The sequence below is a fragment of the Amycolatopsis rhabdoformis genome, assembly GCF_035918295.1.
In the GTDB taxonomy this organism is placed as follows: Bacteria; Actinomycetota; Actinomycetes; order Mycobacteriales; family Pseudonocardiaceae; genus Amycolatopsis; species Amycolatopsis rhabdoformis.
On the sequence record NZ_CP142149.1, the window covers coordinates 8,569,529 to 8,594,937 of the forward strand.

Below are 25,409 nucleotides of genomic sequence, written 5' to 3' on the forward strand. Positions count from 1 at the left end.
GGCGAAAGCGATTCAGTCCCGCACGGTGGCCGGCTGCAGTTCGGTCGCCGTGCGGGTCGCGTCGGCGCGTACGGCGACGCGGACCAGGCCCAGTAGCAGCGCGACGTCGGCGATCAGCATCAGCCGTTGCGTGGCCCCGACCGGCAGCAGTTCAGTGACGGTGTGCACCGGGAGCCCGGCCTCGTCGAGGCGGGCGAACAGGAAACTCACCCCGAACACCACCAGCGCGGCCGCCCCGACCCGCAGCCAGCGGACGAGCACCAGGCGTTCGGCCTTGCCGCGCAACGGTTCCAGCAGCGTCCACGCCGCGGCCGGCAGGCTGGCGAACGCCACGACGCACGAGTACAGGTGGATCTCACCGCTCGTGGGATCGGGGTTCGGCGGGTAGCTCGCCGGGAAGATCGCGGCCGTCGCCAACCCCAAGGCCCACAACGAAAGCAGCACGCGCGTGGTCCGCGGCAGCGGCACGCCGCCGGCCGCCAGAGCGCCCAGCACCGCCAGCGAACCGACGGCGAGCGCGAGCACGCTCGCGCTCAGCAGGCCCGGGTCGGTGGTGATGTAGCTCGACAGCGTGTCGTGGATCGGGTCGCGAGAGCTGATCACGTGCATCACGGTGATCGTGAACAGCCCCCAGCCGATCGCCACCAACGCGCCCAGCCGCCAGATCCGCAGCCCCCGTGAGATCCCCATGACGTCCAGCTTCGTGGGTCGCGGATGATCCGTGATCCGGGATCACCCTGAATTCGACCCCTATTCGCCGGTGCCGCCGAAGCTGGCGAGCACCAGGGCCTGGTCGTCGTGCCGCTTCGCACGCGGCCAGCGGGACCCGTCGGGATCTTGGGTTTCCGCGGTTCGCACGGCGTCCAGCACCGCGTTGGGGCCGTTGGCGCGCGCGAGGCGCAGCACGTCGGGCCAGCCGAAGAGGCCGTAGTCGTCGACCCCGGTGGACACGCCGTCGGTGGCGAGCAGCACGGCGTCGACTTCGGGGCGCGGCCACGAACGCCGCACGGCCTTCGAGGCCGCCGCCGGGTCGGCTTCGGCCACCCAGAAGCCGCCTTCGGCGTTGCGGCGCCGGCGCACGTCGGCGCCGGTCTGCAGCAGGCCACCGTCGCGCAGGGACACGAGCCGGTCGTCGGACACCACGTCCACGCCGAAGCGCCCGAACGCCACCACCGGGCTGTCGGCCAGCACCAGGGACTCGACCTCGGCCTCGTCCCAGCGCACGATCGACACGGTGCTCGACGGCGAACGCCCCGGCTCGAGGCCCTGCTCGGCCGCGACGCCGGCGATGGACGACGCCAGCGCGACGGCGAGGTCTTCCTTCGGGCTGTCTCTCAGCTCTTCGGCCAGGCGACGCACGAGCAGCCCCGCGTACCAGCCGCCGGGCGGCAGGTCGGGGCTCGGTGACGTGGCGCCGTCCAGCAGCAGCACGGCGTTGTCCAGCACCACGACGTGGTCTTCGCTCGCGCGGGGCAGGCCGTCCGCGCCTACTCCCGCGCGCTCCGCGATCGCGATCTCGGGCATCACCCGATGCTAACCCGGACCGCCGACACCGACCGTGTGTCAACTTCAGTTGACAGAAGTGCGATGTCAACCTAGATTGACAAGCATGACGGAAGCAACAGACCTGGCCGCGAGGGCAGGCGACCGTGATCCCCGAGTGGGGCTTCGCGCGGTCGCGGCGCTTCGTCGGCTCCTGGAACAACTCGAAGCCGTGCAGGTGCGCAGCGCCCGCGTGCACGGCTGGTCCTGGCAGGAGATCGCCGCCGAGCTGGGGGTCAGCCGGCAGGCCGTCCACAAGAAGTACGGGAGGCACTGATGTTCGAACGGTTCACGCTCGACGCGCGGCTGGCCGTGGTCGAGGCCCAGATCGTGGCGCGCGAGGCCGGCGCCCGGGAGATCGAGCTCACCGACGTGCTGGCCGGGCTCGCCCGCACCGAAAACGGCGCCGGGCTGCGGCTGCTGCAAGAGCTCGGCGTCTCACGCGAAGACGTGCTGGCCGAGCTCGACCGCATCCGCCGCCGCGGCGGGATCAGCGACGCCGACGTCGAGGCGCTCACCGAGTTCGGCATCGACGTGGAGCAGATCGTGGAACGCATCGAGGAGACCCACGGCCCGGGCGCGCTCGCCGGCGGGGGCAGGCGCGCGAAACGCGGCCACATCCCGTTCGCGGCCGACGCCAAACGCACGATGGAGCTGAGCCTGCGGGAAGCCGTGAAGCTCGGCGACAAGCACCTGGGCCAGGAGCACCTGCTGCTCGCGCTGGTGCAGCAGAAGGGCCCGGTGCCCGACCTGCTGGCCGCCCACGGCGTCGACTACGTGTCGGTGCGCCGCGCGGTCGCGCAGCGGGAGGCCGGCTAGTGCTGCTGCTCCTCGCGGCGCCCGGTCCGCCAGGTGACCAGCGGCAACAGGGCTTGGGTGAGCGGTCCGATCGTGAGCGCGTAGAGCACGGTCCCCACCCCGAAGGTGCCGCCGAGCAGCCAGCCGACGACGAGCACGGTCACCTCGATCCCGGTGCGCACCAGCCGCACCGACCAGCCGGTGCGGGCGGTGAGGCCGGTCATCAGGCCGTCGCGCGGGCCGGGGCCAAGGCGGGTGCCGACGTAAACAGCGGTGGCCACGGCGTTGAGCACGACGCCGCCCACCAGCAGCAGGATCTGGAGCGCGAGCGCGTGCTGGTCGGGCAGCACCGCGCGCACGGCGTCGACGGTCACGGAGATCACCACCACGTTGGCCACGGTGCCGATGCCGGGCCGCTGGCGTAGCGGGATCCACAGCAGCAGCACGAACACCGACGCGATGGCCGTGACCGTGCCGAAGCTCAGGCCGGTGAGCTTGGTGATGCCTTCGTGGAGCACGTCCCACGGGTCGAGGCCCAGGTGGGCGCGGGTGAGCATGGCCATGCTCGCGCCGTAGAGCGCGAGGCCGGCCAGGAGCTGGGCGCCCCGGCGCACGGGTGCCCGGCGGACGCTGAGGGGACTGAGGTCGACAACTGCCACTTCTCCACTATCAGGGACAAGTGGACTGGTAATCCATGGCCAATATCGGATAATTGGTCTTATGACCTCGCACATCCCGCTGGGCAGCCGCGTGTCCGGTCCGAGATTGGCCGTGTTGCTCGGCGAGTGGCGACGCCGTGGCTCACGCCAGGGCGCCGCCGATCTCGCCGCCGCCGTGGAGCTGCAGGTGCTCGACGGCCAGCTGCCGCTGGGCACGCGGCTGCCCGCCGAGCGTGAGCTCGCGGACGCCCTCGGCGTGAGCCGCACGCTCATCGGCGCGGCGCTCGACCGGCTGCGGATGACCGGCGTCGTGGCCAGCCGCCGCGGCGCCGGTTCGTGGATCTCGGGCGCCGGGCGGCGCTCGGCCGAGCCGGCGCAGCACGAGCGGCCCGGCCTGATCGACCTCGCGCGGGCCGCGCCGCCCGCGTTGCCGGGGCTGATCACGGCCGTCGACGAGGCGCGGCGCGACCTCGTGGAGCACTTGAGCGGCAACGGTTATCTCACCGGCGGCCTGCCGCTGCTGCGCGAACGCATCGCTGAGCGCTACACCGCGCGCGGCCTGCCGACGGCGCCGGAGCAGGTCATGGTGACTTCCGGCGCGTACTCGGCTTTCGTGCTGTGCCTGCGCATGCTGGCCGGGCCCGGCGACCGCGTGCTCGTGGAGCAGCCGACCTATCCCAACGCGGTCGACGCCGTGCGCGCCGCCCACGCGCTGCCGGTGCCGGTGGCGCTCGATCCCGTGCGCGGCTGGGACCTCACGGGGATCGAGGCAGCGCTGCGCCAGGCGTCACCGCGGTTCGGGTACCTCGTGGTCGACTTCCAGAACCCCACCGGCGCCCGCCTCGACGCCGCCGGCCGTGAGCGTCTCGGCGGCCTGCTCGCGCGCTCCCGCACGCCGGTGGTGGTCGACGAATCGTTGGTGGAGCTCGATTACGAGGGCGATCCGCTCGACGCGCCACCGCCGCTGGCCGCGTTCGCCGGCGACCTGGCGCTCACGGTGGGCTCGGCCGCGAAATCCCACTGGGGCGGGCTGCGGCTGGGCTGGATTCGGGCGTCGGCCGACCTGCTCGACCGGCTGCTGTCGTCGCGGTTCGCCGTGGACCTCGGTGCGCCGGTGTTCGACCAGCTGGTGCTGGCGTCGCTGCTCGCGCCGGAGGGTTACGCCGCGCTGGCTCAGCGTCGCCGGGATTTCCGGCTGCAGCGGGATTCCATGATCGACGCCGTGCACGCTTACTGTCCGGAGTGGACGTTCGAGGTGCCGGGCGGCGGTCTGTCGCTGTGGTGCCGGCTGCCGGAACCGATGAGCACGCGCCTCGCCGTGTCGGCGGCGAACCACGGGGTGCAGCTGGCACCGGGTTCGCGGTTCGGCGTGCACGGCGGGCTCGAACGCTGGCTGCGGCTGCCGTTCGGCCTGCCGCCCGACGAGCTGCTGGAGGCCGTGCGTCGGCTGAGCCTGGCGGTGGCCTCGGTGCGCGGCTACGCGGAGGTTTCCGCGGCGAACGTGCCGGTCACGTGAGTTCCGAAAGATAAACAGCCGGTGCACCGGATGGTCCAACCACTCCAGGGATGGTGGTGGTCGCATGCGGTGCACCGGCTGTTCGTCACCCGCTGCGTTCAGCGGGCGCCGCGGCGGCTTCCCGGCACAGCCCCTCGACGTGCCGGGAAGCGCCGACGGCTCAGGCGGGCTTCGGTTGGCGCAGGTTCCCGCTCGGCGCGGTGAGCGGGAACCTCCGGAGCACGCCCGTTGTGGGTCCCGGCGCCGCGGGGGCAGCGCGGCGCCGGGACCAGGACCCGATCCGGCCGGGCGCGGTCGGCCGGTCGGGAAGCGAGGTCGTACGCATGGGTCAGCCCCTTGACGAAAAGCAGCGAAGACAGCGGATGCGGCCGATGGCGCGAGCTGCTGCTGGTTGGTGCGAAAGGGTGAGCCAGGCGCAGCGAACGGGCGCGCGCACCAAGAAGTTGATCTTGGTCTGGACGTGGCTCTCCCCGGTGGACCGGGTGCCGGTCAGTCCGGGGAGGTGGTGGGCAGGGCTGCGTCCCTGCCCGCGCCGGCGACCTCGTGGTCGCGGCTGACGCCGATCAGCTTGAGCTGCGTGGTGGTCACGCTGTCGCCGACGACGGCGAACGGCTGGCGAGCGCCGCCCGTGCCGTCGTGGCCCGGGTTGGCGGTGGTGGTGGGCGCGACGGGCGCGCTGGGCGCCGCCGGCAGGCCACCGCCGCCCCCACTGCCGCCGCCACCCGTGGCGCCGACGTGGGAGGTGTCGTTCTTGCTCTGCTGTGCACCGTTGCCCTGCTGCTGCACAGGAATCAGGCGCACGACGCTCGGGTAGTGCGTGAGCTCGGCCGCCTTCGGCACGATGACCGGCGCCGGCTGCGGCACGATCACCGGCACCGCGGCGAGCACCGGCGCGGGCTGGACGGACAGCTCGGGCACGGTCGCGGTGACCCCGCCGCTCACCGTGCCGCCGGAGAACACCGGGCCGAGCACGTCGCCGATCGGGATCAACGGGGGCGTGCCGGCGGGCACCGAGGTGACCGGCGGCAGCACGCTGTCGCCGACGTCGCCCACGGTCCCGACGACGCCGGTGAGCGAGTGCAGGGTGGTGTCGACGAGGCCGAGGACGCCGCCGAGCAGGCCACCGAGGAGTCCGCCGCCGGACTGCGGTGCGGTGGCGCGGTTCGGTGCGTTGGTGTCGGTGGTCTCGGTGCTGGTGGTGTCGGTCGCGGTGGAGCTCGGGCCGGTGCCGGTCTCGGTGCCGGAAGTGTCGGTGGCGGTCTGGTCGGTCGCGTGGTGGCCGCGTCCGGCGCAGTCGCCGTCCGTGTGCTGTCCCGTTCCGCTTGAAGCATCCGCGCCGGCGTTCGCGCCGGGCGTCGCGGAGGTGCCGGTGTCGTTGTTGGCGGCGGGCGTGGAGGCGTGGGCCGATCCGCTGCTGTCCGAGGTGCTCGGCGTGGCGGCGTCAGTGGCGTCGGTCGAGTCCGAAGTGGTCGGCGTGGTGCCGTCGGCGCTGTCGCCTGACGTGCCCGCCGAGTCCGAAGTGTCCGATGTGGCCGTTGTCGCCGTTGTGGTGGAGCGCGAGCCGGCGCGGTCGCGCGAAGCGCTGGCGCCCGATGCGTGGTCGTCCGAAGTCCTGCTGTCGCCCGAAGTTCCGGTGGCTCCGGAGTCCGTAGTGGACCCGGTCGTCACGCCGTGCCAGGGGTGCCCGTGCGGCTCTCGGCGGTGCTCCCGAGCCCGGTCGGAGTGTCCGGTGTGTCCGGGTGCCGTCGCGACGGTGTTGCCCGAGGCGTCGCCGCCGTGCGGCTGCTCCGCGGCTTCGGCGCCCGCCCCGGCGACCAGTGCGCCGAGCAGCCAGCCGGCCACTGTGAGCCCGCCCGCCAGTGCGATCCGCGCGGCCGGCTTCGCCAGCGGGGCGGCCCACGGCCGCGGCTTCCGCATCACGTGGTGGGTGCCCGAAGGTGACTCGGAACCCGTCGCAGCGGGATCGGCGCTGGTCACGAGTGGTGCGCCGGTGCGCACGGCTGCCGCGTCGCTCACGCCACCACCACCGTCCGCGCCTGAAGCTCATGCGGCTGCCCGCACGAGACTGATCCAACTGGGGTTCTTCTCCGGCCAGGTCGCAGTTCCCCCGGGGCTGCACTCTTTCTAGCACCGGTCGCGAGTGTTTCATCTTCCCTGCGTTCGATCCACCCCGTAAGGCGGAACGGACTTACCGGCTCCGGTGTCCGATCGGCCGCGGTCGATCACCGAGCGTGCCCCCGCCCGGACCTCCTGCGGCCATCCGGGCGGTGGTGCACACGGCCGTTGACCTGATGTTTCGCCGGAAAAACATACTGGCGGTATCATGACACCAACGGTGAGTAACCGATTGTGGAGCGTAACCGCGCGGCAACTCGTAATTCGGTAACCGCAGTGGTCAGACGAGTTGACGCAATCGCCCGACGGCCTCGTCGATGACTTCGTTCCGCTTGCAGAACGCGAAACGCAGCAGGTGTTTCCACTCGTCCGGGTGATCCGTGAAGACCTTGACGGGCACGGCTGCCACACCGACGCGTTCGGGCAGCTCCCACGCGAGCGTGGCGGCGTCGTCGAAGCCGAGCGGGCGCACGTCAGCCGTCACGAAGTACGTGCCGGTGCTCGGCCGCACCCCGAAGCCCGCGTCGGCCAGCCCCGCCGACAGCCGGTCGCGCTTGTCCTGCAGGCTCGTGCGCAGCTGCTCGACCCACGGCAGCTCGTGGTCGAGCGCGTAGGCCACCGCGGGCTGCAGCGGCCCGCCCGACACGAAGGTGATGAACTGCTTCGCCGCCTTCACCGCGGCCACCAGCTCGGGAGTGGAGCAGACCCAGCCGATCTTCCAGCCGGTGCAGTTGAACGTCTTGCCGGCGCTGGAGATCGACACCGTCCGCTCGCGCATCCCGGGCAGCGTGGCCAGCGGGATGTGCTCGGCGTCGTCGAACACGAGGTGCTCGTAGACCTCGTCGGTCACCGCGATCAGGTCGTGCTCCACGCACAGCGCCGCCACGGCTTCGAGCTGGGCGCGCGAGAACACCGTGCCCGTGGGGTTGTGCGGCGAGTTCAGCAGCACGGCGCGGGTGCGCGGGGTGATGGCGGCGCGCAGAGCGTCGAGGTCGAGCTCGAGGCGCCCGTCGGCCGTCTCGACCAGGCCGATCACGCGCCGCTGGGCGCCGGCCATCGCGACGGCGGCGGCGTAGCTGTCGTAGTACGGCTCGACCACGATCACCTCGTCGCCGGCCTCCGTGAGCGCGATCAGCGCGGCCGTGATCGCCTCGGTCGCACCCGCCGTGACCAGCACTTCCGTGTCCGGGTCGTACTCGGTGCCGTAGCGCAGCCGGTGGCGCGAGATGGCCGCGCGCAGCTCCGGGCGGCCCGGGCCCGGCGGGTACTGGTTGTCGCCGCCGAACAGGGAGTTCTTCGCCGCTTCGAGCATGCCGGCGGGGCCGTCGGTGTCGGGAAAACCCTGGCCGAGGTTCACGGCGCCGTGCTTCACGGCGAGCGCCGTCATCTCGGCGAAGATCGTCGCGGTGAAGGGGCGGAGGCGAGGGACGAGAGCTGGTTCACGCACGAAAACGCATCCTCACGGACAATGGTGGGGTGGAGCAACTCACCCCAGCCAAGGTCACGCCCGCAGACCCGCCCGGCGGCGCCGCCGGTGAGGCCGAAAAACGGCGCGGCCTGAGGCGGATGAAGCAGGTCGCGCTGGCCTTCCTCGTCGGCGCGACGGTGGTCTTCCTGCTCACGAGCTGGGCCGAATCGGCCGGCTGGCCCGCGTGGGTGGGCTACGTGAAGGCGGCCGCGGAAGCGGGCATGGTCGGCGCGCTCGCCGACTGGTTCGCCGTGACCGCGCTCTTCCGCTACCCGCTGGGCCTGCGGATCCCGCACACGGCGATCATCCCGAACAAGAAGGACCAGCTCGGTAACAGCCTGGGCGACTTCGTCGGGTCGAACTTCCTGTCCGAGGACGTGATCCGCGACAAGCTCAAGCGCGTCGAGATCTCGCGCCGCCTCGGCGGGTGGCTTTCGCAGCCGGACAACGCCGAGCGCGTGACGTCGGAGCTGGCCACGGTCGTGCGGGGCGCCGTGACGGTGCTGCGCGACGAAGACGTGCAGGCGATCATGGAACAGGCCGTGGTCAAGCGGATCATCGACCGGCCGTGGGGGCCGCCGCTGGGCAAGATCCTCGAGGGCGTGTTCGAGGACGGTGCGCACCACAAGCTGGTGGACCTGATGTGCGACCGCGCGTACGAGTGGGTGCGCGACAACCACCAGGCCATGCTGCGCGTGGTTTCCGACCGGGCGCCCAGCTGGTCGCCGAAGTTCGTCGACGAGATGCTGGCCGACAAGGTGTACGGCGAGGTGCTTTCGTTCGCGTGGGCCGTGAAGACCGACGTGAACCACCCGATGCGCCTGGCGCTGGACAAGTTCCTCGGCGAGTTTGCCCAAGACCTGCAGAACGACCCGAAGACCATGGAGCGCGCCGAGCTGGTGAAGGGCCAGATCGTGCACCACGCCGAGGTGCAGAAGCTGATCGGCAGCGCATGGGCCACGGCGAAGGAGATGCTGCTCAACGCGGCCGAGGACCCGTCGAGCGAGCTGCGCCGGCGGGTGCGCGCGGCGCTGCAGTCGCTCGGCGAGCGGCTGATCTCCGACGATTCGCTCGCGGCGAAGGTGGACAGCTGGGTCGAGGGCGCGGCGGCGTACCTGGTGAAGAACTACTCGGGCGAGATCACCACGATCATCACCGACACCGTGGAGCGCTGGGACGCCGAGGAGACTTCGCGGAAGATCGAGCTTCAGGTGGGTCGCGACCTGCAGTTCATCCGCATCAACGGCACGGTGGTCGGGGCGCTGGCCGGACTGGTGATCTACACGGTGGCGCAGTTGTTGTTCTGACCTGGGGATTGTTCCGGTTTCCCGGCTCGGCCGGGTGCCGGAGCGTGCCCGCTTGTGCGCAGCCGGTGCGTATACCACACCCGGGGGACCTTCAAACCAGTTGTCCACAGGAAGCTGAGTTATCCCCCGGGTTATCCACAGCTTTTCACGGATCTGGCCTAACGCTCATCCACAACGTGTGGGGATCCGGTGCGTCTGCACGTGCATATCTGGTGGGTGTGCACGAGTTATCCACAGGCCCTCAGTTGTGCACACCCGTCGCGCGGGCGCGCCAGGTGCGGGCCTTCTCGCGGTTTCCGCACACCCGCATCGAGCACCAGGTGCGGGAGCGGTTGCGGGACTCGTCGTAGAAGGCTTCGAGGCAGTCGTCGGCCGGGCAGATCTTGAGCCGGACCCAGTCGCCGCGGATGGCGAGGCGCGTGGCTGCCACCAGGACCGCGGACGCGGCGTTGGTGCTCAGGAGCCGGGGGCCGTCGCTGCCGAGGGCGAAGGTGAGCGGCACCTCGAGCGGCTCTTCGGCCAGCCGCGGATCTCCCACGGCGGCGCGCAGTCCGTCGCGGATGGCACGGGCGTCGGCCGTGTTGTGGGGGACCAGGCCGCGGGCCGTGGACCAGCGTTGCCACTGCTCGGGATCGTCCAGCAGGTCCTCGCCGCGCTCGATGTCGACGGTGTTGAGGAAGTCCACCACCAGGGTCGCGTCGGTGTGCACGCAACCAGTGTACGAGCGAGAGTGGTTGCTTCGTCGGCTGATAACTCCCATACTCCAGTTACTGGTTATCTCACTGGAGGGAGAAACGGATATGGGTGCGATCCCGACGTTCGGCTCGACGGTGTACGACTGCCCGGACCCGGTGGCGCTCGCCGGCTTCTACCGCGCGGTGCTCGACTGGCCCGCCCCGGAAGTCCACGACGGCGGCGACTGGGTGCGCCTCGTGAACCCCCTCGGCGGCGCGCGGCTGGAGTTCCAGCAGGTGGCGGACTACCACGCGCCGTCGTGGCCCTCGGTGGACGAGCCACAGCAGGCGCACCTCGACCTGGACGTCGACGACCTGGAAGCCGCGCACACCCGCGTGCTCAGCCTGGGCGCGAAGCTGCTCGACGACTCGCCCGCGACCTTCCGCGTCTACGCCGATCCGGTGGGGCACCCGTTCTGCCTGTGCGCGTGCTGACGTTGTCTGCGTAGTCTTGGCTGGGTGATTTGTCCGAAGTGTCAGAACCGGATGCGGACCGTCGACAAGAACGGCATCCGCATCGACCAGTGCGAGGCCTGCCGCGGGATTTTCCTCGACCACGGTGAGCTGGAGCAGATCGTCGGCGCCGAAGGCTCCTACTACGGCGGGGCGCGCTACTCCCGCGCCGACTCGCCTCGGCCGTATCGGGGTGACTCGCCGCGGCCCTACCGCGGCGGGCACTCGGATTCGCCGCGCCCGTACGGCGGTGGCGGGTACTCCGACTCGCCTCGGCCCTACGGCGGGCATCGGGGTTATCCGGATTCGCCGCGACCCCATGGCGGCCACCGGAAGCGCAGTTTCCTCGAGAACCTGTTCGACTGAGTTGTCCGACGTCGTTTCCTCAGCGCCGGCTCTCGACCTGCGGATTTGCCCGTCGTGTGGTGATCGGGCGGACTTTCCGTCGGTCGAGGGCGCGGTGCTGACTTGCGTCCGATGTGGACACCGGTGGCCGTTCCGGCGGTTGCCGTTGTTCGCGTTGACTGGTCCCAGTGGTGCCGGGAAGTCGACGGTGGGGCCGGCGTTGGCGGCTCGGTTGGGTGGGGATGCTTTGGTGCTGGAGCAGGACGTGCTGTGGACCGGTGGTCTCCGGGACGACGTACCGGCGTTCCGCGCGGTGTGGCTGCGGATGGCGGCGATGCTGCACCAGAGCGGCCGGCCGGTGGTGCTCTGCGGGACGGTGGCGCCGCAGGAGTTTGAACCGTTGCCGGAGTTGTTGTTTTTCGCTGAGGTGCACTACCTCGCGTTGGTGGCCGACGATGCGGTGCTGCGCAAGCGCTTGCGGGCGCGGCCGGCTTGGCGGGAGTGGGATTCGCCGAGGATTGAGGAGATGCTCGAGTTCAATCGGTGGATTCGTGGGCAGGTCCCGTATCTGGATACGACCGCTGCCTCGCTTGACGATGTGGTGGGGGAGGTGGAGAAGTGGGTTAGGTCAGGCCTGGCTGTGGTGGGGGAAGGTTCGGGCGAGGCCGGTTAGGTGGCTGTTGTTTGGGTTGGACCTAACAAGCTATCCACCTGGGGCTGTGGCGAGGTAGGTCGAACCCAGTGACTTGTCCACAGGTCTGTTTGGTCGGCTGGGGCTAGCCCCGGCGAACCGCCCCCAATTCGAGTGGGCCACCTGACTTGCCCACCGAGGCGGTGGCGAAGTGGGCCGAACCCATGGTCGTGGCGGGCTGACTGCTCGGTTGGCTGGGGCGAGCCCAGTGAACCGGCTCTGGCCCTGGGCGGGCCTACCGGTTTGTCCACCGGAGACAGCGGCGACGTAGGTCGAACCCATCGACTTGTCCACGGGTCCACAAATCCACAGATTCGTCGGTCGGCTGAGTCGAGCCCGGTCACGTGCCCACGGTGTGCAGCTTGATGGTCAGGTCGGGTCGGATCGGGCCCCATCACCTTTTCGCTGGATGCGGGCTGGCTAGGTCAAGCCCAGCGAACCGGCCCGGCTCGGGCGGGACCCGTTGAGCTGTCTGTCGAGGCTGCAGTGCGCTGGGTCGGACCTATCAACCTGTCCACAGGCCTGTCGGTCGTTGGGCTCGTGCCAGTGATCTGCCCCGGCTCGCCGCTTGTTCGTTGGGTCGGACCCACCAATCTTGTGCACAGGCTGGCCGGCCGGTCGGATTGCGTTCGGTGAACTTGCCTGTGTTTGGGCCGGGCCTACTGACGTTGTCCACCGGGGCGGTGGAACAGTGGGTCGATCCCAGTGACCTGTCCACAGGCCTGCTGGTCGGCTGCGTCCAGGCCGGTCGCTTGTCCACACAGCGCAGCTTGTCGGTTAGGTCGAACCCATCGATTTGTCCACCGGTCGGCCGGCGGTTGGGGCGTATCCAGTCACTTGCCTCCACCGTGCGTCTGCCGCGTAGGTCGAATCCGGCAACCGGTCAGCGGGCCTTATCGGCTGGCTGGGTCGAGCCCAGTCATCTGTCCACAGCGCGGCTTCAGCGCGGCTTTTTGTAGGCCGGGCCTAGCCGCCTTGTCCACAAGCCCGTGCTGACTAGGTCGAACCCACCGAACTGTCCACGGGTTCACCAACCGCGGGCCGCCCAGTCAGGCCAAACCATGGGTCCGGCCTAAGCCAGCTCCCACCGCAGCCCATCCGGCTCATCCAGCCAGAACTCCTGGTGCTCGCCGTCCACCGTCACGCCGAAGCGGTCGCGTTCGGGGCGGCCCAGGGATTCCCACAGGACGAGGGCGCGTTCGGCCAGATCCCACAGGCCGCGGGGGCCGCCTTGGGCGATTTGGAGGGTGGAGTCGTGGGTGCGGAAGCGGGCCCAGGAGCCGTCGGGGTGGGTGAGGGCGAAGGGGCCGGCCGGGGCGTCCGGGTCGGGGGCGGGGTCGGGGGCGCCGGTGGGGAGTTCGCGGACCGGGTGGACGCCCGGTAGTTCCAGGGAAGCGAAGAACTCGAACTTCAGGCGGGGCTTGAGCAGCAGGTCGATGGGCAGTTGGGTGGTCCGCCAGTCGACCTCCGACACCGGGGGGAGGGCCGTGGGCGCGGGGCGGCGGTGGGCGCGCAGGGGCATGAAGCGGCCGTCGCGGGCCAGGACGCGGCCGTGGCCCGTGGCGCCGGGGCCGGCGACCAGGCGGACGAGGCCCGCGCCGAGCGGGCGGTTGAGCGTGGTCACCACGAGGCCGCCCGGCACCGTCTGTTCGAGCCACGCCGGGGGCACCACCGAGACGGACGCCGTGCACAGCACGCGGTCGAACAGCACGCCGGCCGGGAAGCCCAGGGCGCCGTCGCCGACTTCGCACGCGGGTGCGTAGCCGGCTTCCTGCAAATGCGTGCGAGCCGTGGCGACGAGGCCGGCGTCGACGTCCACAGTGGACACCAGGCCGGAACCGCAGCGGTGGCTGAGCAAGGCCGCGTTGTAGCCCGTGCCCGTGCCGATCTCCAGCACGCGCTGGCCGTCGCCGACGCGCAGCTCTTCGAGCATGATCGCCATGATCGCGGGCATGCTCGAGGAACTCGTCGGCACGCCGGCGACCGGTCCTTCGTGGCGGGCTTTCTCCCAGCGGGACGTGTCGTCGTCGAGTTGGGTCACGAGGACGTCGGGGGAGTAGACGCGCTCGAGCCAGCCCGGGTCGTCGCGGTCGACGGCGGCCCAGCCGGCGTCCACGCGCGTAAAGAAGCGGGGCAGAAACACGTGGCGGGGCACGCCGCGGAACGCTTCGACCCACTTCGGGTCGTGGAGCACGTCCTCGTCGACCAGGTGTTTCACCAGCCTGCGGCGCAAGCGCTGAGTCGCCATGGGGACACCGTAGCCGGGTGAGCGGAACCACACTCACTCGTGCAAGCAGAGTGCTTGCAATAGCTAGCACGTCCGCGTACCGTCGAAAGTGTCGCGAGGAGGTGACCCGATGACAGAACCTCAGGGCCCGATGGAGAAGGTCGCGGACATCGCCTCCGACATCGGCGAGTACATCCGGCAGCAGCGGAGTTCGGCCAAGATTTCGTTGCGCCAGTTGTCGAAGCTCGCCGGCGTGTCCAATCCGTACCTGAGCCAGATCGAGCGCGGGGTCCGCAAACCCAGCGCGGAAATCCTGCAGCAGATCGCCAAGGGACTGCGGATTTCGGCCGAAGCGCTCTACGTGCAAGCGGGAATTCTCGACGTGCCCACGGGCGGCCCGGTCGGCGACGCGATTCGCGCCGACACCGTGCTGACCGAGCGGCAGAAGCAGGTTCTGCTCGACGTCTACGAATCCTTCCGGCGCGAGAACGCCGCCGGCACGCCGGCCGAGCCGGTGACCACCAAGACCGCCAACGAAACCATCGACACCACAGAGGAGTCGGCATGACCACGCCCAAGACCGAAGACGTCCGCAAGGCCGTCAGCACCGCCATCGACCAGGTCCGCACCCCGCTGCTCGCCGCCCTCGGCGCCGGCAACCTCGCGAGCCAGGCCGTGACCGACGCCGTCGCGAAGGCCCGCAAGAGCGGCGAGAACGCCCGCAAGAACCTCGAAGAGCTGCCCACCGACGTCGAAAGCCTCCGCGGCAAGCTCGACCCGGCCGAGCTGCGCAAGGTCATCGACGAGTACACCGAGGCCGCGCTCAAGCTCTACAACAAGCTGGCCGAGTCCGGCGAGCAGACCTGGGACAAGATCGCCGCGCAGCCGCAGGTCAAGAAGGCCATCGACCAGCTCGAAGACGCCCTCACCGCCGCGCAGGAGCGCGTGGACGGCCTGGCCGGCGAGACCCGCGAACGCGTCGACGGCGTGCTCGCCAAGGTCACCAAGCGCACCCGCTCGGTCGGCGAGAAGACCGCCCGCAAGGTGAGCGAGGTCGCCGACGAGACCGCCGAGGCCGTCGAGGACCTCGGCGACGACCTGGCCCACGAGACCCGCTCGGTGGCGCGCAAGGCCGCCAACCGCACCGCGCCGAAGACCGCTTCGCCCGCCCGCCGCACCACCACGACGGTCGCCAAGAAGCCGGCTGCTGCGCCGAAGACGGAGAAGTAAGACCTTTCGGAGCGAGCCCGCCTTCCCCGTGATGGGGGAGGCGGGCTTGTTTTGGTTTTGGGGTGTCGGGGTTTCGCGGTGCGGGCGGTCGGGCGGGTGCGCTCGCCTGCTCCAGGCCTGACGTCGGTATGTCGACGTGCCGACGCGGGCCGGTCGGGGCTCGGCTGTCACAGCGGCTGACCTCGTCGCGGGCGAATCGATCGCTGGCCGTGTCCGGCCGAGAAGCGCCTGGCCCGCGACGACCCAATCGGGCCTCAACCGCGTTCAGTTGCGACGGCGACCGGCTTCGCGACGAGCGAATCAAGCCTCGGCCGAGCGCGGCGGCACGGGTGGCCGGCTTCGCCGTGGGCGTGTCGGGTCATGGCCGGGTCCGGTTGCGAGGCGGTTGACTCCGCCGAGGACGACTCGGATCTTGGCCCAGTTCGAATGTGAGCGCGACCGACTCCGATCACGCGCGAATCGAGTCCCGCCCTCGCTGTGGGGGGTCATGGGTTTCGGCGCTTCGGGATCGAGTGCCGCGAGCTGAGCTGCGTGAGGTTGGGGTCCAAACGGAGTCGGGCTGTGACGGCGGCTGGCACCGCGTGCGCGCCGTCACCCGTCCGCCGAGAGCAGCGTCACACCACCACACCTCAAGTGCAGGGCCACGGGCACCTTGGGTGGTTTGCCGTAAGCTGACGCGCGTGCTGGTTGCCGTTTGGATCCTTCAGGTCATCCACTGGGGCAGCGCCTTGGTCGGGCTCTTCGCCTTCGTTCACGCGCTGCTGCAGCGCTCCGACGCGTACCAGGCGGCCGACCGCAAGACCAAGCCGATCTGGTTGCTGATCACCGGTGGGGCCACGCTCGCGCTGGTGCTGTTCGGCAGCAACGTCAGCGGTGCCGGGTTCATCTTCTGGGTGCCGGCGATGGCGGCGGCGCTCGTGTACATCGTGGATGTGCGGCCGCGGCTCATCGAGGTGCAGCGCGGCAACCGCAACTGGTAGCCGCGTAGATTCGAGGGCGTGACCAGCTGGACCATCGCCGGGAGCCTCACGGTCGTCCCCGCGCCCACTCGGACCGATCTGCTCGCCGAACCCGTCGCGAAGGCGCTCGCCGCCCTCGCGGAGCCCGACGCGGTCGGGGTGACGGAAATCGACCCGGAGCTGGCGGATACCGCGGCGTTCTGCGAGACCTACGGCTCGCCGCTCGACGCGTCGGCCAACTGCGTCGTCGTGGCCGGGAAGCGGGCCGGTGAGGTGCGCTTCGCGGCGGCCCTCGTGCTCGCCACCACGCGCGCCGATGTGAACGGCGTGATCAAGCGGCGTCTCGACGTGCGCAAGGCGTCGTTCGCGCCCATGGACGAAGCCGTGTCGCTCACCGGTATGCGGTACGGCGGCATCACGCCCGTCGGCCTGCCCGCGGACTGGCCGATCCTCATCGACGCCCGCGTGGCCGCCGCGCCGGAGCTCGTGATCGGCAGCGGCATCCGCGGCAGCAAGCTGCTGATCTCCGGCGCCGCCCTGCGGACGTTGCCGAACGCCGAGGTCATCGAGGGCCTCGCCGGATGACCGTGCCGCCCAAGGTCTGGTTGCGGTACCTCACCGGCGAAGACATCGACTCCCTCGGCATCACCCACGCGGACATCGTCGGCGCGGTCGAGGACGTGCTCGGCGACCACGGCCGCGGCGACGTCGTGTTCGAGCCGCGCACGCACCTCGTGCCCGACAACGGCGGCAAGGGCCACTTCAACATCCTGCGCGGCCACCTGTCGGCCAAGCAGGTGAGCGGCGTGAAGGTCGTCGGCGACTTCGTGGGCAACTTCGAGCGCGGGCTGCCCAGCGAGATGGCGCTGATCCTGCTGCTCGACCCCGAAACGGGCATGCCGCGCGCGATCGTGGACGGCACCATGATCACCGAGGCCCGCACGGGCGCCATGACGGCCGTCGGCGCGAAACACCTGGCCCGGCCCGGGTCGAAGGTGCTCGGTCACGTCGGCGCGCGCGGCACGGCGTGGTGGAACGTGGTGCTGCTCGACTCGATCTTCGACTTCGACGAGATCCGCGTCACCAGCAAACGCCCCGAATCCCGCGAGGACTTCGCGCGCCGGCTCAGCGAGCACCTCGGCAAGAACGTGCACGTGCGCGAAACCGCCGCCGAAACGCTCGACGGCGCCGACATCCTCGTCGAAGCCTCCCGGCTGACCGAACCGGAAGCGTTGGTGCGCAAGGAGTTCCTGCGGCCCGGCGCGTTCCTCGTGCCCTACGGCACCATCAGCGCCCTCGAGCTCACGCTGCTCGACGCCGTGGACAAGGTCGTGGTGGACAACTGGCGCGAATCGCAGTCGGGCAACCCGCGCTTCGGCGCGCTGCGGCCGCACCTCAACGCCGGGCTGCTCACCGAAAGCGGCGTGCACGCGGAGATCGGCGACATCGTGGCCGGCAACCGGCCCGGCCGCGAGAGCGACGACGAGCGCATCCTCTTCTGGCACCGCGGACTGTCCACAACGGACGTCGCCGTCGCGCACCTGATCCTGCAGCGCGCCGAGGCAGCGGACGTCGGCACGATGCTGCCGTACCGGTGATCGTCCGCGAGCCCGCCGACGTCCTGGCCGGCGCGCCCCTCGAACTCCACCCCGACCTGCTCGAACGCGTCGCGAAGAACCGCGCCGCCATGCTGGCCGCGCTCGAGACCGCCGACAAGCCGGTGTACGGCGTCAACACCGGCATGGGCCGGCTCGCCGGCGTCAAGCTCACCGTCGCCCAGCAGGCCGAACACCAGCACAACCTGCTGGTCGGCCGCGCCGTCGGCGGCCCACCGTGGCTGTCCGCGGAGGTCACGCGCGCGCTGCTGCTCATGCGCCTGCGCAGTTTCCTCAAGCCCGAGACGGCCGTGAGCCCGGAGCTGGTCACGTTCCTCACCGACCGTCTCAACGACGGGTTCCTCCCCGCCGTCCCACGCGGCGGCCTGGGCAGCGCCGGCGAGATCATCCCGCTCGCGCACGCGTTCCAGACGTTCGCCGGCCTCGGCTTCGTGCTGGAGGACGGCGTGCTCACCCCGGCCGCGACCGCGCTGGCCCGGCGCGGCGTCGCACCGATCCGGCTCGGCCCGAAGGAAGGCGCGAGCCTGATCCAGGGCGCACCGCTGGCACAGGCGGACGCGTGGGTCGGCGCCCGCCGCGCCGACCGCCTGCTCGACCTGCAGACGCAGTGCGCCGCCATCGCCGTCGACGCCCTCGGCGCACCGCACGCGATCTACCGCTTCGAGGCGTCGGCGCGGTTCCAGGAGCTGATCGCCGGCGCCGAGCCGCGCCCCGGCGTGGTGCAGGCGCCCGTCTCCGTGCGCGCCGGGCCCCGCGTGCTCGGCCTGCTGGCCCGCACGATCGCCGACCTGCGCGCCGAGCTGGCCCACGACTGGGCCGCCCTCACCGATTCACCATCCTTTGTGGACGGTGAGTTCGTGACCACCACCGGCTACCACGCGGCCGGCCTGGGTTTTCGGATGGACGCGTTGAAGGCCGTGCTCGTGCACGTCGCCGAAATCGCCGTGCAGCGCCTTCACCGCCTGCTCGACCCGCAGTTCAGCGGGCTGCCGGCGCAGCTCGCCGCGGACCCGGGACCGCAGGCCGGGCTCGTCCCGCTGCACAAACGCGCGGTCGGCGAGCTGCACGCGCTGCGCCGCCTGGCCGCGCCCGCCACCCTCGGCTCGCTCGACACGTCGGCCGGCCAGGAGGACGTGCAGGCCTTCGCGTGGGCCGCGGGCGCCGAACTCCACGACGCCCTCGCACACCTCACGGCGATCACGGCGTGCGAGCTGATCGCCGGCGCGCAGGCCCGGTACCTGCGTGGCCAGGGGGCTCCTGCGTTGGAGTCGCTGTACGCGTGGGTGGGTGAACGCGTGCCGCCGCTGGAGACGGACCGTTCGCTGGGGCCGGAGCTCACCCGGCTGATCGAGGACCTGAGCTAGTCCCGCCGAGCCGTCTGCAGCGCCACGCCCTTCGGCGTAGCCCAACGCGTCAGCAGCGCGAAGATCCCTTCGCACAGCAGCGCCAGGATGATCACCGCCAGGCCGCCGCCGAAGATTTCGCCGTAGCCCTGGGCGCCTTCGGCGAAGCCGTCGACGATGTAGCGGCCCAGGCCGCCGCCGTCGTTCACGATGGCGCCGATGGCGACGGTGGCGACGAGTTGCAGGAAGGCGACGCGGGCGCCGGCCACGATGACCGGGGAGGCCAGCGGCAGTTCGAGCTTGAGCATGATCTGCCACTCGCGGTAGCCGGTGCCGCGGGCGGCGTCCACGGTTTCCTGTTCGAGCTGCACCACGCCGGCGTAGGTGTTGGTGAACAGGGGCGGCAGCGCCAGGCCCACGAGCGCCAGCAGCAGCGGCCAGAAGTCCGTGTCGGCGCCCCAGCGGCTGGCCAGGAACCAGAACAGGATGATCAGGCCGAAGCTCGGGATCGCGCGGCCGATGTTCACGGCGCTGCTCGCCAGGAACGCGCCGCGGCGGTAGTGCGCGAGCCACAGCGCCAGCGGGATCGTGAGCACGGCCGCGACCACCAGCGAGAGCACCGAGAACCACAGGTGCTCCAGCGTCCGGTACGGCACCCCGGCCGGGTCGGTCCAGCTCCAGCGGTTCGGCGCGGAAAGCCATTCGCCGAGTTGCGTGAACACGTTCATCGCGCCTGCACCTTCCGCACCCACGGCGCCAGCGCGCGCTCGCTCAGCCACAACAGCAGGTCGACGACCACCGCGAGCACCACCGACAGCACCACGCCGACGATGATCGGGCTCGGGTTGGGCGTGGTGGTCTGGATGCCGGCGCGGATGAAGTAGCCGAGGCCGCCCATGCCGAGCAGCGAGGTGACCGTGACCAGGCCGATCGTGGTCACCGCGGCCACGCGCAGGCCGGCGATCACCACGGGCAGCGCCAGCGGCATCTCCACCTGCCACAGCAGCCGGCCGCGGGTGAAGCCCATGCCGATCGCGGCCTCGCGCACCTCGGCGGGCACCTGCTGCACGCCGGTGACGATGTTGCGGATCAGGATCAGCAGCGTGTAAGTGGCCAACGGGATCACCGCGGTGGTGAACGTGAGCCCGAAGAACGGCACCAGCAGCGCGAACGCCCCCAGGCTCGGGATCACGTACAGCGCGCCGGCCGTGCCGAGCACCAGCGGGTAGAACCAGCGGTACCGCAGGCAGAGCGTGGCCAGTGCGAGCGACACCACCAGCCCGATCCCGAGTGCGGTGGCCGTGAGGGCGATGTGTTCACCGAGCCGCTGGCCGATGGCGTCGGCGTTGCGCTCGACCCACCGCCATTCGAAGATCGGCCGGCTGCTCTCAGTGAGCAGCGGGGTGACCGAGGACGCATGCACCACGGAAGGTTACCCCGTTCGAGCGCTGCGATTTCGGTTGTTGAGATTCGGCAGCGGTGATTCCCGGAATGTGGTTTCTGTCGTGGCTCACCGTTAGGGTCCAATCCTCTGTTCGTGACACGAGGAGTGTGGGGATCGTGCGCTGGACCCGGAACATCCGAGCGGCCGCGTGGGTGGCGGTGGCCGCACTCGGCCTGACCGCGTGCGGGGGTGGGGGCTCGGGCAGTGACCAGCCCGCCGCGCAGAGCAAGGGCGGGGCGCCGATCGTCGTCGCGTCGTTCAACTTCACCGACAGCCAGATCCTGGCCGAGATCTACGCGGGCGCGCTGGAGGCCAAGGGCTATCCGGTCACGCGCAAGCTCAACCTGGGCTCGCGGGAGCTGATCTACCCGTCGCTCAAGTCGGGTGAGCTGCAGTTCCTGCCCGAGTACCAGGGCGCGGCGATCACCACCGGCTTCGGCAAGGACGCCGTGAAGACGGCCGACGGCGAGCACCAGCAGCTCGCGGAGCTGTTCGCGCCCGACGGCATCGGGCTGCTCAACTACGCGGCGGCCGAGGACAAGAACACCTACATCATGAAGGCCGACCTGGCGAAGGCCAACGGCATCACGAGCATCAGCGACCTCAAGAAGCTGCCGAAGGTCGTGATGGCCGGGCCGCCGGAGTGCGAGTCGCGCCTGCCTTGTTACAAGGGCTTCACCGACACCTACAAGCTCACGAACACCTCGTTCCAGACCGTGCAGGAAGCCGGGCCGCGCGTGCAGCAGCTCAACTCCGGCGCGGCGACCGTGATCCCGGTCGACTCCGTGAGCCCGCTGGTCGGCGACCCGCAGTACGTGGCGCTCAAGGACGACCTGCAGATCGTGCCCACGGAGAACGTGGTGCCGGCCGTGACCAAGAAGGTGCTCGACGAGCGGGGCGCGGATTTCGCGGCCGCGGTGAACGCCGTCTCGGCGAAGCTGACCACGGACGGTATGCGCGAGCTGAACAAGCGCGTGGACGCCGACGGCGACCCGGCCGCCGACGTCGCGAAGGACTGGCTGAAGCAGCAGGGCCTCGCCTGATCGCTGTCTGATCGCTGCCGATCGCTGTCTCGCCGACGGGCCGTCCGGAACTCTCCGGGCGGCCCGTTTCGTGTGTGACGCTCGACGGCGAAACCCCTGGTGACGCGGTGCCCGATCGGGTCGTGTGCGAAGGTGGCGCGTGAGGGGTTTCGAGCACAGCTTGCAGTTCAACGAGGAGTGAGATGGGTAAGGTCACGGCCACCGCGGAGCGCACGATCGACGCGCCGGTGGACAGGGTTCGCGAGCTGGTCGCCGACTACGCCGAGACCCGGCCGAAGCTGCTCACCGAGCACTACCGCGACTACGAGGTCACCGAGGGTGGCGTGGGCGCCGGCACCAAGGCGAGCTGGAAGCTGCAGGCCACGTCGAAGCGGGTGCGCGACGTCGCCGCCACCGTGAGCGAGCCGGCACCGGGCACCCTCGTGGAGACCGACGCGAACTCCAGCATGGTCACGACCTGGACGGTTTCGTCGTCGGGCACCGCCAGCGTCGTGCGCATCGAGACGAGCTGGGACGGCGCCGGCGGCGTCGGCGGCTTCTTCGAGAAGACCTTCGCGCCGGGCGGGCTGAAGAAGATCTACGACGGCGTGCTCGGCAAGCTCGAAGAGATCGTGTAGCGCTTGCCACACGGCCGGGCATAATCGGAATGATCGCCCCGTTTGGCTCGTTGGGGCGAAGGTATGCGGGGCGACGGCCCCGGTTCTTTCGAGGAAGTGGAGTCCCGTGGTGACCGCACCGACCCAGGCGACCGAGATCCGGCTCGCCGCCCGTCCGCACGGCGTCCCGACGTCGGCCAACTTCGACATCGTCGACACCGAGATCCCGGTGCCGGGAGCGGGCCAGCTCCTGGTGCGCAACGTGTTCATGAGCGTCGACCCGGCCATGCGCGGCCGGATGAACGACGCGAAGTCCTACGCCCCGCCGTTCGCGGTGGGCGAGACCATGGGCGGCGGCGCGGTCGGCGAGGTCGTGGAGTCCACTGTGGACGCCTTCAAGCCCGGTGACCACGTGCTGCACCAGCTGGGCTGGCGCACCCACGCCGTGGTCGATGCGACGAAGGTCGTGAAGGTCGACGGTTCCCTCGCGCCCCTTTCCACCTACCTCGGCGTGCTCGGCATGCCGGGCCTCACCGCGTACGCCGGCCTGCTGGTCACCGCCGAGTTCAAGCCGGGCGACACGGTGTTCGTCTCCGGCGCGGCCGGCGCGGTGGGCTCGCTCGTCGGGCAGCTCGCGAAGCTCAAGGGCGCCAAGCGCGTGATCGGCAGCGCCGGCTCGGCGGAGAAGGTGCGCCACCTCGTGGAGGACCTCGGCTTCGACGCGGCCTTCAACTACAAGGACGGTCCCGTCGCCCAGCAGCTGGCCGAAGCCGCGCCCGAGGGCATCGACGTGTACTTCGACAACGTCGGCGGCGAGCACCTCGAAGCCGCCATCGCCTCGATGAACCTCCACGGGCGCATCACGGTGTGCGGCATGATCTCGCAGTACAACGCCACGGAGGCCACGCCGGCGCCGCGCAACCTGGTGCAGATCATCGCCAAGCGCCTCACCATTCGCGGCATGCTCGTGCTGGACCACTGGAGCCTGCAGCAGCAGTTCGTGTCCGAGGTCGCGCCGCTGGTGGCTTCCGGGGAGATCAAGTACTCGGAGACGGTGGTGGACGGCATTCGCAACGCACCGGAGGCGTTCCTCGGGCTGTTGAGCGGGGCCAACACGGGCAAGATGCTGGTGCGGCTCAGCTGATGGGTTCGCGCTGAGATGTTGTTGGTGTGGTTGGATTTTTGAGATTCTGAGGAAGCGGGCTCGCTGCCGAGTGTCGGTGGCGGGCCTGCTTTTTCGTTGGCGTCGAACGGCTGGGCAAGATGGCCGCACCTCAACGTGCCTGCCGAGGCAACCCGAGGTGGGGAACTGATCTACGTGGCCGTGAGCAACTTCGCGTCCCTTGCCATCGCAGGCCCCTGCAATCCCGGTGCGTACGACAGCGAAGAGCGCGATGTCTACTTCGAGGCCGAAGATCGGCGGCTCGTCGAGGCGGCGCTCGCCGATCTCGGTTATCGGCTCATTGACGAGCCGGAGATCTGGGAGCCCTACGACGGCGTCAACCAGGGCATCGAGCCGAGCTGGACGTGGTTCGGCCGGTACTTCGACTACCTCTGAGCCGCCGCTTGGTGTGCCTCGATCACCAAGCGGGCGGCGTTCGTCGCCTTCTCCACGACCGTCTCCGGCGGGTAGCCGAGACGTGCGAAGGTGCCTTCGCGGTACATGTCGCCGTAGCCGTGGGCCTGGGCGTAGAGCTGTTCGAGCAGTTCGAGGGCCGCGGCGGGCGTCGGAGTGACTTCCAGGCACAGCATCAGGTACGCGTCGTTCGTGGCGCGGCGTTGCTCGTGCAGCTCGGTGAACTTCGGGTCGTCCAGACCGGCGGCGAAGATCACCGGGAAGCCGACCTGGGTGTCGATCTGGAAGCGGGTGTAGGCGCCGATCGCGGTGGCCAGGCGGGCCACCGGGTCGGTTTCGCCGGTGGCCGCGGCTTCGACGAAGCCGCGCAGGCGGCAGGCGGCCTCGGCGGCGACGGCGGCCAGCAGGCTGGAGCGGTCGGGGAAGTGGCGGTACGGCGCGGCCGCCGACACGTTGGCGCGCTTGGCGACCTGGGCCACGGAGAAGCCGGCGATGCCCTGCTCCGCGATGAGTTCGAAGGACACCCGCACGAGCTCGGAGCGCAGGTCGCCGTGGTGGTACTTGGCGCCCATGTCGTGGATCACACCCCTTCTTGGTCGCGCGGATGTAAGACCCCTCTTACTATAGGAGATGTAAGGGGGGTCTTACATCGTGAACTCCGGGGTTGTTGCCCGGATTGTCTGGAGGATTGCATGACCACCACCACGTACGCCATCGCCGCGCCGGGCGCCGGGCAGCCGCTCGCGCCGACGACGATCGAGCGCCGTGACCTGCGCGCCGACGACGTGCTGATCGACATCGCGTTCGCCGGCATCTGCCACAGCGACATCCACCAGGCCCGGGAGGAGTGGGGCGGCGCGATCTTCCCGATGGTGCCGGGCCACGAGATCGCGGGTGTCGTCGCCGCGGTGGGCGTGAACGTGACGAAGTACCAGGTCGGTGACCGCGTCGGCGTCGGCTGCATGGTCGACTCGTGCGGCGAGTGCGAGTACTGCCTCGCGGGCACCGAGCAGTTCTGCGCGAAGGGCAACGTGCCGACGTACAACGGCGTCGGCTTCGACGGCGAGAACACCTACGGCGGTTACAGCCGCCAGGTCGTGGTGAAGGACGCCTTCGTCTGCCGCATCCCCGAGGGCATCGACCTCGACGTCGCCGCGCCGCTGCTGTGCGCGGGCATCACCACGTACTCGCCGCTGCGCCAGTGGGGCGTGGGCCCGGGCAAGAAGGTCGCGATCGTGGGCTTCGGCGGCCTCGGCCACATGGCCGTGAAGCTCGCCGCCGCGATGGGCGCCGAGGTCACCGTGCTGAGCCAGAGCCTCAAGAAGCAGGAAGACGGCCTGAAGCTGGGCGCCAAGGACTACTTCGCCACGAGCGACGAGTCCACTTTCGACAGTCTGCGCGGCCGCTTCGACGTCATCCTCAACACCGTGTCGGCCAAGCTGCCGGTGGACCTCTACCTCGGTCTGCTGCGGGTCGGCGGCGCGATGGTGAACGTCGGCGCGCCCGGCGAACCCCTGTCGTACAACGCTTTCTCGCTGCTGGGCGGCAACAAGACGCTGGCCGGCTCGATGATCGGCGGCATCGCCGAGACGCAGGAGATGCTCGAGTTCTGCGCCGAGCACGGCATCGGCGCCGAGGTCGAGACGATCTCCGCCGACCAGGTCAACGAGGCCTACGAGCGCGTGGCCAACAGCGACGTGCGCTACCGCTTCGTGATCGACGCTTCCACCATCACCGCCTGACGCCG

At 70.3% G+C, this 25,409-nt stretch carries 28 protein-coding genes; 18 read left to right on the forward strand and 10 right to left on the reverse strand.

The window, feature by feature from the left end:
* Positions 1-12: 12 nt before the first annotated feature.
* Complete coding sequence (locus VSH64_RS39705; protein WP_326567886.1) at positions 13-690, reverse strand: DUF998 domain-containing protein; 678 nt, start codon at positions 688-690, stop codon at positions 13-15.
* A gap of 60 nt (positions 691-750) precedes the next feature.
* Positions 751-1,524, reverse strand: coding sequence for a PP2C family serine/threonine-protein phosphatase (locus VSH64_RS39710; RefSeq protein ID WP_326567887.1), 774 nt, complete (start codon positions 1,522-1,524; stop codon positions 751-753).
* Positions 1,525-1,609: 85 nt separating this feature from the next.
* Between VSH64_RS39710 and VSH64_RS39715 the strand changes: the two genes are divergently transcribed.
* Together VSH64_RS39715 and VSH64_RS39720 are read left to right on the forward strand one after the other, a co-directional pair.
* Positions 1,610-1,819, forward strand: coding sequence for a sigma factor-like helix-turn-helix DNA-binding protein (locus tag VSH64_RS39715; RefSeq protein ID WP_004559389.1), 210 nt, complete (start codon positions 1,610-1,612; stop codon positions 1,817-1,819).
* Complete coding sequence (locus VSH64_RS39720) at positions 1,819-2,361, forward strand: Clp protease N-terminal domain-containing protein (RefSeq protein WP_326567888.1); 543 nt, start codon at positions 1,819-1,821, stop codon at positions 2,359-2,361. The genes VSH64_RS39715 and VSH64_RS39720 overlap by 1 nt, the downstream gene beginning before the upstream one ends.
* On the opposite strand, the gene yczE is transcribed toward VSH64_RS39720, so the two are convergent.
* A complete protein-coding gene (gene yczE / locus VSH64_RS39725) occupies positions 2,358-2,999 on the reverse strand; it encodes a membrane protein YczE (protein ID WP_326567889.1) in 642 nt (213 codons plus the stop codon). The genes VSH64_RS39720 and yczE overlap by 4 nt on opposite strands.
* A 61-nt stretch (positions 3,000-3,060) precedes the next feature.
* On the opposite strand from yczE, the gene yczR reads away from it, so the two are divergent.
* Positions 3,061-4,515: a MocR-like transcription factor YczR gene (gene yczR / locus VSH64_RS39730; RefSeq protein ID WP_326567890.1), complete on the forward strand. Its 1,455-nt coding sequence runs from the start codon at positions 3,061-3,063 to the stop codon at positions 4,513-4,515.
* Positions 4,516-5,004: 489 nt separating this feature from the next.
* On the opposite strand, the gene VSH64_RS39735 is transcribed toward yczR, so the two are convergent.
* Together VSH64_RS39735 and VSH64_RS39740 are read right to left on the reverse strand one after the other, a co-directional pair.
* The gene (locus VSH64_RS39735; protein WP_326567891.1) at positions 5,005-6,531 is read right to left on the reverse strand and encodes a hypothetical protein; all 1,527 of its coding nucleotides are present in this window, start codon (positions 6,529-6,531) and stop codon (positions 5,005-5,007) included.
* A gap of 379 nt (positions 6,532-6,910) precedes the next feature.
* Positions 6,911-8,077 (reverse strand): pyridoxal phosphate-dependent aminotransferase, encoded by a 1,167-nt coding sequence (locus VSH64_RS39740; protein ID WP_326567892.1) that lies wholly within the window; start codon positions 8,075-8,077, stop codon positions 6,911-6,913.
* 29 nt (positions 8,078-8,106) lie between these two features.
* Here VSH64_RS39740 and VSH64_RS39745 point away from each other — a divergent pair, with 29 nt between their 5' ends.
* Positions 8,107-9,405, forward strand: a complete 1,299-nt coding sequence (locus VSH64_RS39745) for a DUF445 domain-containing protein (RefSeq protein WP_326567893.1) — start codon at positions 8,107-8,109, stop codon at positions 9,403-9,405.
* Between the two features lie 241 nt (positions 9,406-9,646).
* On the opposite strand, the gene VSH64_RS39750 is transcribed toward VSH64_RS39745, so the two are convergent.
* Complete coding sequence (locus VSH64_RS39750; protein WP_326567894.1) at positions 9,647-10,114, reverse strand: CGNR zinc finger domain-containing protein; 468 nt, start codon at positions 10,112-10,114, stop codon at positions 9,647-9,649.
* Positions 10,115-10,205: 91 nt separating this feature from the next.
* On the opposite strand from VSH64_RS39750, the gene VSH64_RS39755 reads away from it, so the two are divergent.
* Genes VSH64_RS39755 through VSH64_RS39765 form a run of 3 tightly spaced genes read left to right on the forward strand, consistent with a single transcriptional unit; the run spans position 10,206 to position 11,610 of the window.
* On the forward strand, positions 10,206-10,574 hold the full coding sequence (locus VSH64_RS39755; RefSeq protein WP_326567895.1) for a VOC family protein: 369 nt from the start codon (positions 10,206-10,208) through the stop codon (positions 10,572-10,574).
* A gap of 51 nt (positions 10,575-10,625) precedes the next feature.
* Entirely contained in the window at positions 10,626-10,958 is a 333-nt protein-coding gene (locus tag VSH64_RS39760; protein ID WP_407655591.1) for a TFIIB-type zinc ribbon-containing protein, read from the forward strand.
* A gap of 1 nt (position 10,959) precedes the next feature.
* Positions 10,960-11,610: an AAA family ATPase gene (locus tag VSH64_RS39765; RefSeq protein ID WP_326567896.1), complete on the forward strand. Its 651-nt coding sequence runs from the start codon at positions 10,960-10,962 to the stop codon at positions 11,608-11,610.
* Positions 11,611-12,700: 1,090 nt separating this feature from the next.
* Here VSH64_RS39765 and VSH64_RS39770 read toward each other — a convergent pair.
* Positions 12,701-13,876: a methyltransferase domain-containing protein gene (locus VSH64_RS39770; RefSeq protein WP_326567897.1), complete on the reverse strand. Its 1,176-nt coding sequence runs from the start codon at positions 13,874-13,876 to the stop codon at positions 12,701-12,703.
* A 130-nt stretch (positions 13,877-14,006) separates the two neighbouring features.
* Between VSH64_RS39770 and VSH64_RS39775 the strand changes: the two genes are divergently transcribed.
* The 6 genes from VSH64_RS39775 to VSH64_RS39800 all read left to right on the forward strand — a co-directional run bounded on the left by VSH64_RS39775 (position 14,007) and on the right by VSH64_RS39800 (position 19,024).
* A complete protein-coding gene (locus VSH64_RS39775; RefSeq protein ID WP_326838161.1) occupies positions 14,007-14,423 on the forward strand; it encodes a helix-turn-helix domain-containing protein in 417 nt (138 codons plus the stop codon).
* Entirely contained in the window at positions 14,420-15,085 is a 666-nt protein-coding gene (locus VSH64_RS39780; RefSeq protein ID WP_326567898.1) for a hypothetical protein, read from the forward strand. Before VSH64_RS39775 ends, VSH64_RS39780 begins: the two co-directional genes overlap by 4 nt.
* 680 nt (positions 15,086-15,765) lie before the next feature.
* Complete coding sequence (locus tag VSH64_RS39785) at positions 15,766-16,065, forward strand: DUF2516 family protein (protein WP_326567899.1); 300 nt, start codon at positions 15,766-15,768, stop codon at positions 16,063-16,065.
* Positions 16,066-16,083: 18 nt separating this feature from the next.
* Complete coding sequence (locus VSH64_RS39790; protein WP_326567900.1) at positions 16,084-16,629, forward strand: YbaK/EbsC family protein; 546 nt, start codon at positions 16,084-16,086, stop codon at positions 16,627-16,629.
* Entirely contained in the window at positions 16,626-17,642 is a 1,017-nt protein-coding gene (locus VSH64_RS39795) for an ornithine cyclodeaminase family protein (RefSeq protein WP_326567901.1), read from the forward strand. Before VSH64_RS39790 ends, VSH64_RS39795 begins: the two co-directional genes overlap by 4 nt.
* 23 nt (positions 17,643-17,665) lie before the next feature.
* Complete coding sequence (locus VSH64_RS39800; RefSeq protein WP_407655709.1) at positions 17,666-19,024, forward strand: aromatic amino acid lyase; 1,359 nt, start codon at positions 17,666-17,668, stop codon at positions 19,022-19,024.
* On the opposite strand, the gene VSH64_RS39805 is transcribed toward VSH64_RS39800, so the two are convergent.
* Positions 19,021-19,731 carry an ABC transporter permease gene (locus VSH64_RS39805; protein ID WP_326567902.1) on the reverse strand — a complete coding sequence of 237 codons (711 nt, stop codon included), beginning with the start codon at positions 19,729-19,731 and terminating at the stop codon, positions 19,021-19,023. The two genes, VSH64_RS39800 and VSH64_RS39805, sit on opposite strands and share 4 nt — an antisense overlap.
* The gene (locus VSH64_RS39810; RefSeq protein ID WP_326567903.1) at positions 19,728-20,426 is read right to left on the reverse strand and encodes an ABC transporter permease; all 699 of its coding nucleotides are present in this window, start codon (positions 20,424-20,426) and stop codon (positions 19,728-19,730) included. Before VSH64_RS39810 ends, VSH64_RS39805 begins: the two co-directional genes overlap by 4 nt.
* Positions 20,427-20,563: 137 nt before the next feature.
* Between VSH64_RS39810 and VSH64_RS39815 the strand changes: the two genes are divergently transcribed.
* The 4 genes from VSH64_RS39815 (at position 20,564) to VSH64_RS39830 (ending at position 23,644) form a co-directional block, all read left to right on the forward strand.
* On the forward strand, positions 20,564-21,490 hold the full coding sequence (locus tag VSH64_RS39815; RefSeq protein WP_326567904.1) for an ABC transporter substrate-binding protein: 927 nt from the start codon (positions 20,564-20,566) through the stop codon (positions 21,488-21,490).
* A 182-nt stretch (positions 21,491-21,672) separates the two neighbouring features.
* On the forward strand, positions 21,673-22,107 hold the full coding sequence (locus VSH64_RS39820) for an SRPBCC family protein (protein ID WP_326567905.1): 435 nt from the start codon (positions 21,673-21,675) through the stop codon (positions 22,105-22,107).
* 109 nt (positions 22,108-22,216) lie between these two features.
* The gene (locus VSH64_RS39825) at positions 22,217-23,230 is read left to right on the forward strand and encodes an NADP-dependent oxidoreductase (protein ID WP_326567906.1); all 1,014 of its coding nucleotides are present in this window, start codon (positions 22,217-22,219) and stop codon (positions 23,228-23,230) included.
* 135 nt (positions 23,231-23,365) lie between these two features.
* Positions 23,366-23,644 carry a hypothetical protein gene (locus tag VSH64_RS39830; RefSeq protein WP_326567907.1) on the forward strand — a complete coding sequence of 93 codons (279 nt, stop codon included), beginning with the start codon at positions 23,366-23,368 and terminating at the stop codon, positions 23,642-23,644.
* On the opposite strand, the gene VSH64_RS39835 is transcribed toward VSH64_RS39830, so the two are convergent.
* Positions 23,635-24,246, reverse strand: a complete 612-nt coding sequence (locus VSH64_RS39835) for a TetR/AcrR family transcriptional regulator (protein ID WP_326567908.1) — start codon at positions 24,244-24,246, stop codon at positions 23,635-23,637. The two genes, VSH64_RS39830 and VSH64_RS39835, sit on opposite strands and share 10 nt — an antisense overlap.
* Before the next feature lie 108 nt (positions 24,247-24,354).
* Here VSH64_RS39835 and VSH64_RS39840 point away from each other — a divergent pair, with 108 nt between their 5' ends.
* On the forward strand, positions 24,355-25,404 hold the full coding sequence (locus VSH64_RS39840; RefSeq protein ID WP_326567909.1) for an NAD(P)-dependent alcohol dehydrogenase: 1,050 nt from the start codon (positions 24,355-24,357) through the stop codon (positions 25,402-25,404).
* Positions 25,405-25,409 lie beyond the last annotated feature (5 nt).

Coding starts and splice junctions, on each gene's coding strand:
- VSH64_RS39705 (WP_326567886.1), bottom strand. CDS start 690: ATGGGGATCTCACGGGGGCTGCGGATCTGGCGGCTGGGCGCGTTGGTG.
- VSH64_RS39710 (WP_326567887.1), bottom strand. CDS start 1,524: ATGCCCGAGATCGCGATCGCGGAGCGCGCGGGAGTAGGCGCGGACGGC.
- VSH64_RS39715 (WP_004559389.1), top strand. CDS start 1,610: ATGACGGAAGCAACAGACCTGGCCGCGAGGGCAGGCGACCGTGATCCC.
- VSH64_RS39720 (WP_326567888.1), top strand. CDS start 1,819: ATGTTCGAACGGTTCACGCTCGACGCGCGGCTGGCCGTGGTCGAGGCC.
- yczR (WP_326567890.1), top strand. CDS start 3,061: ATGACCTCGCACATCCCGCTGGGCAGCCGCGTGTCCGGTCCGAGATTG.
- VSH64_RS39755 (WP_326567895.1), top strand. CDS start 10,206: ATGGGTGCGATCCCGACGTTCGGCTCGACGGTGTACGACTGCCCGGAC.
- VSH64_RS39760 (WP_407655591.1), top strand. CDS start 10,626: ATGCGGACCGTCGACAAGAACGGCATCCGCATCGACCAGTGCGAGGCC.
- VSH64_RS39770 (WP_326567897.1), bottom strand. CDS start 13,876: ATGGCGACTCAGCGCTTGCGCCGCAGGCTGGTGAAACACCTGGTCGAC.
- VSH64_RS39775 (WP_326838161.1), top strand. CDS start 14,007: ATGGAGAAGGTCGCGGACATCGCCTCCGACATCGGCGAGTACATCCGG.
- VSH64_RS39780 (WP_326567898.1), top strand. CDS start 14,420: ATGACCACGCCCAAGACCGAAGACGTCCGCAAGGCCGTCAGCACCGCC.
- VSH64_RS39795 (WP_326567901.1), top strand. CDS start 16,626: ATGACCGTGCCGCCCAAGGTCTGGTTGCGGTACCTCACCGGCGAAGAC.
- VSH64_RS39805 (WP_326567902.1), bottom strand. CDS start 19,731: ATGAACGTGTTCACGCAACTCGGCGAATGGCTTTCCGCGCCGAACCGC.
- VSH64_RS39820 (WP_326567905.1), top strand. CDS start 21,673: ATGGGTAAGGTCACGGCCACCGCGGAGCGCACGATCGACGCGCCGGTG.
- VSH64_RS39840 (WP_326567909.1), top strand. CDS start 24,355: ATGACCACCACCACGTACGCCATCGCCGCGCCGGGCGCCGGGCAGCCG.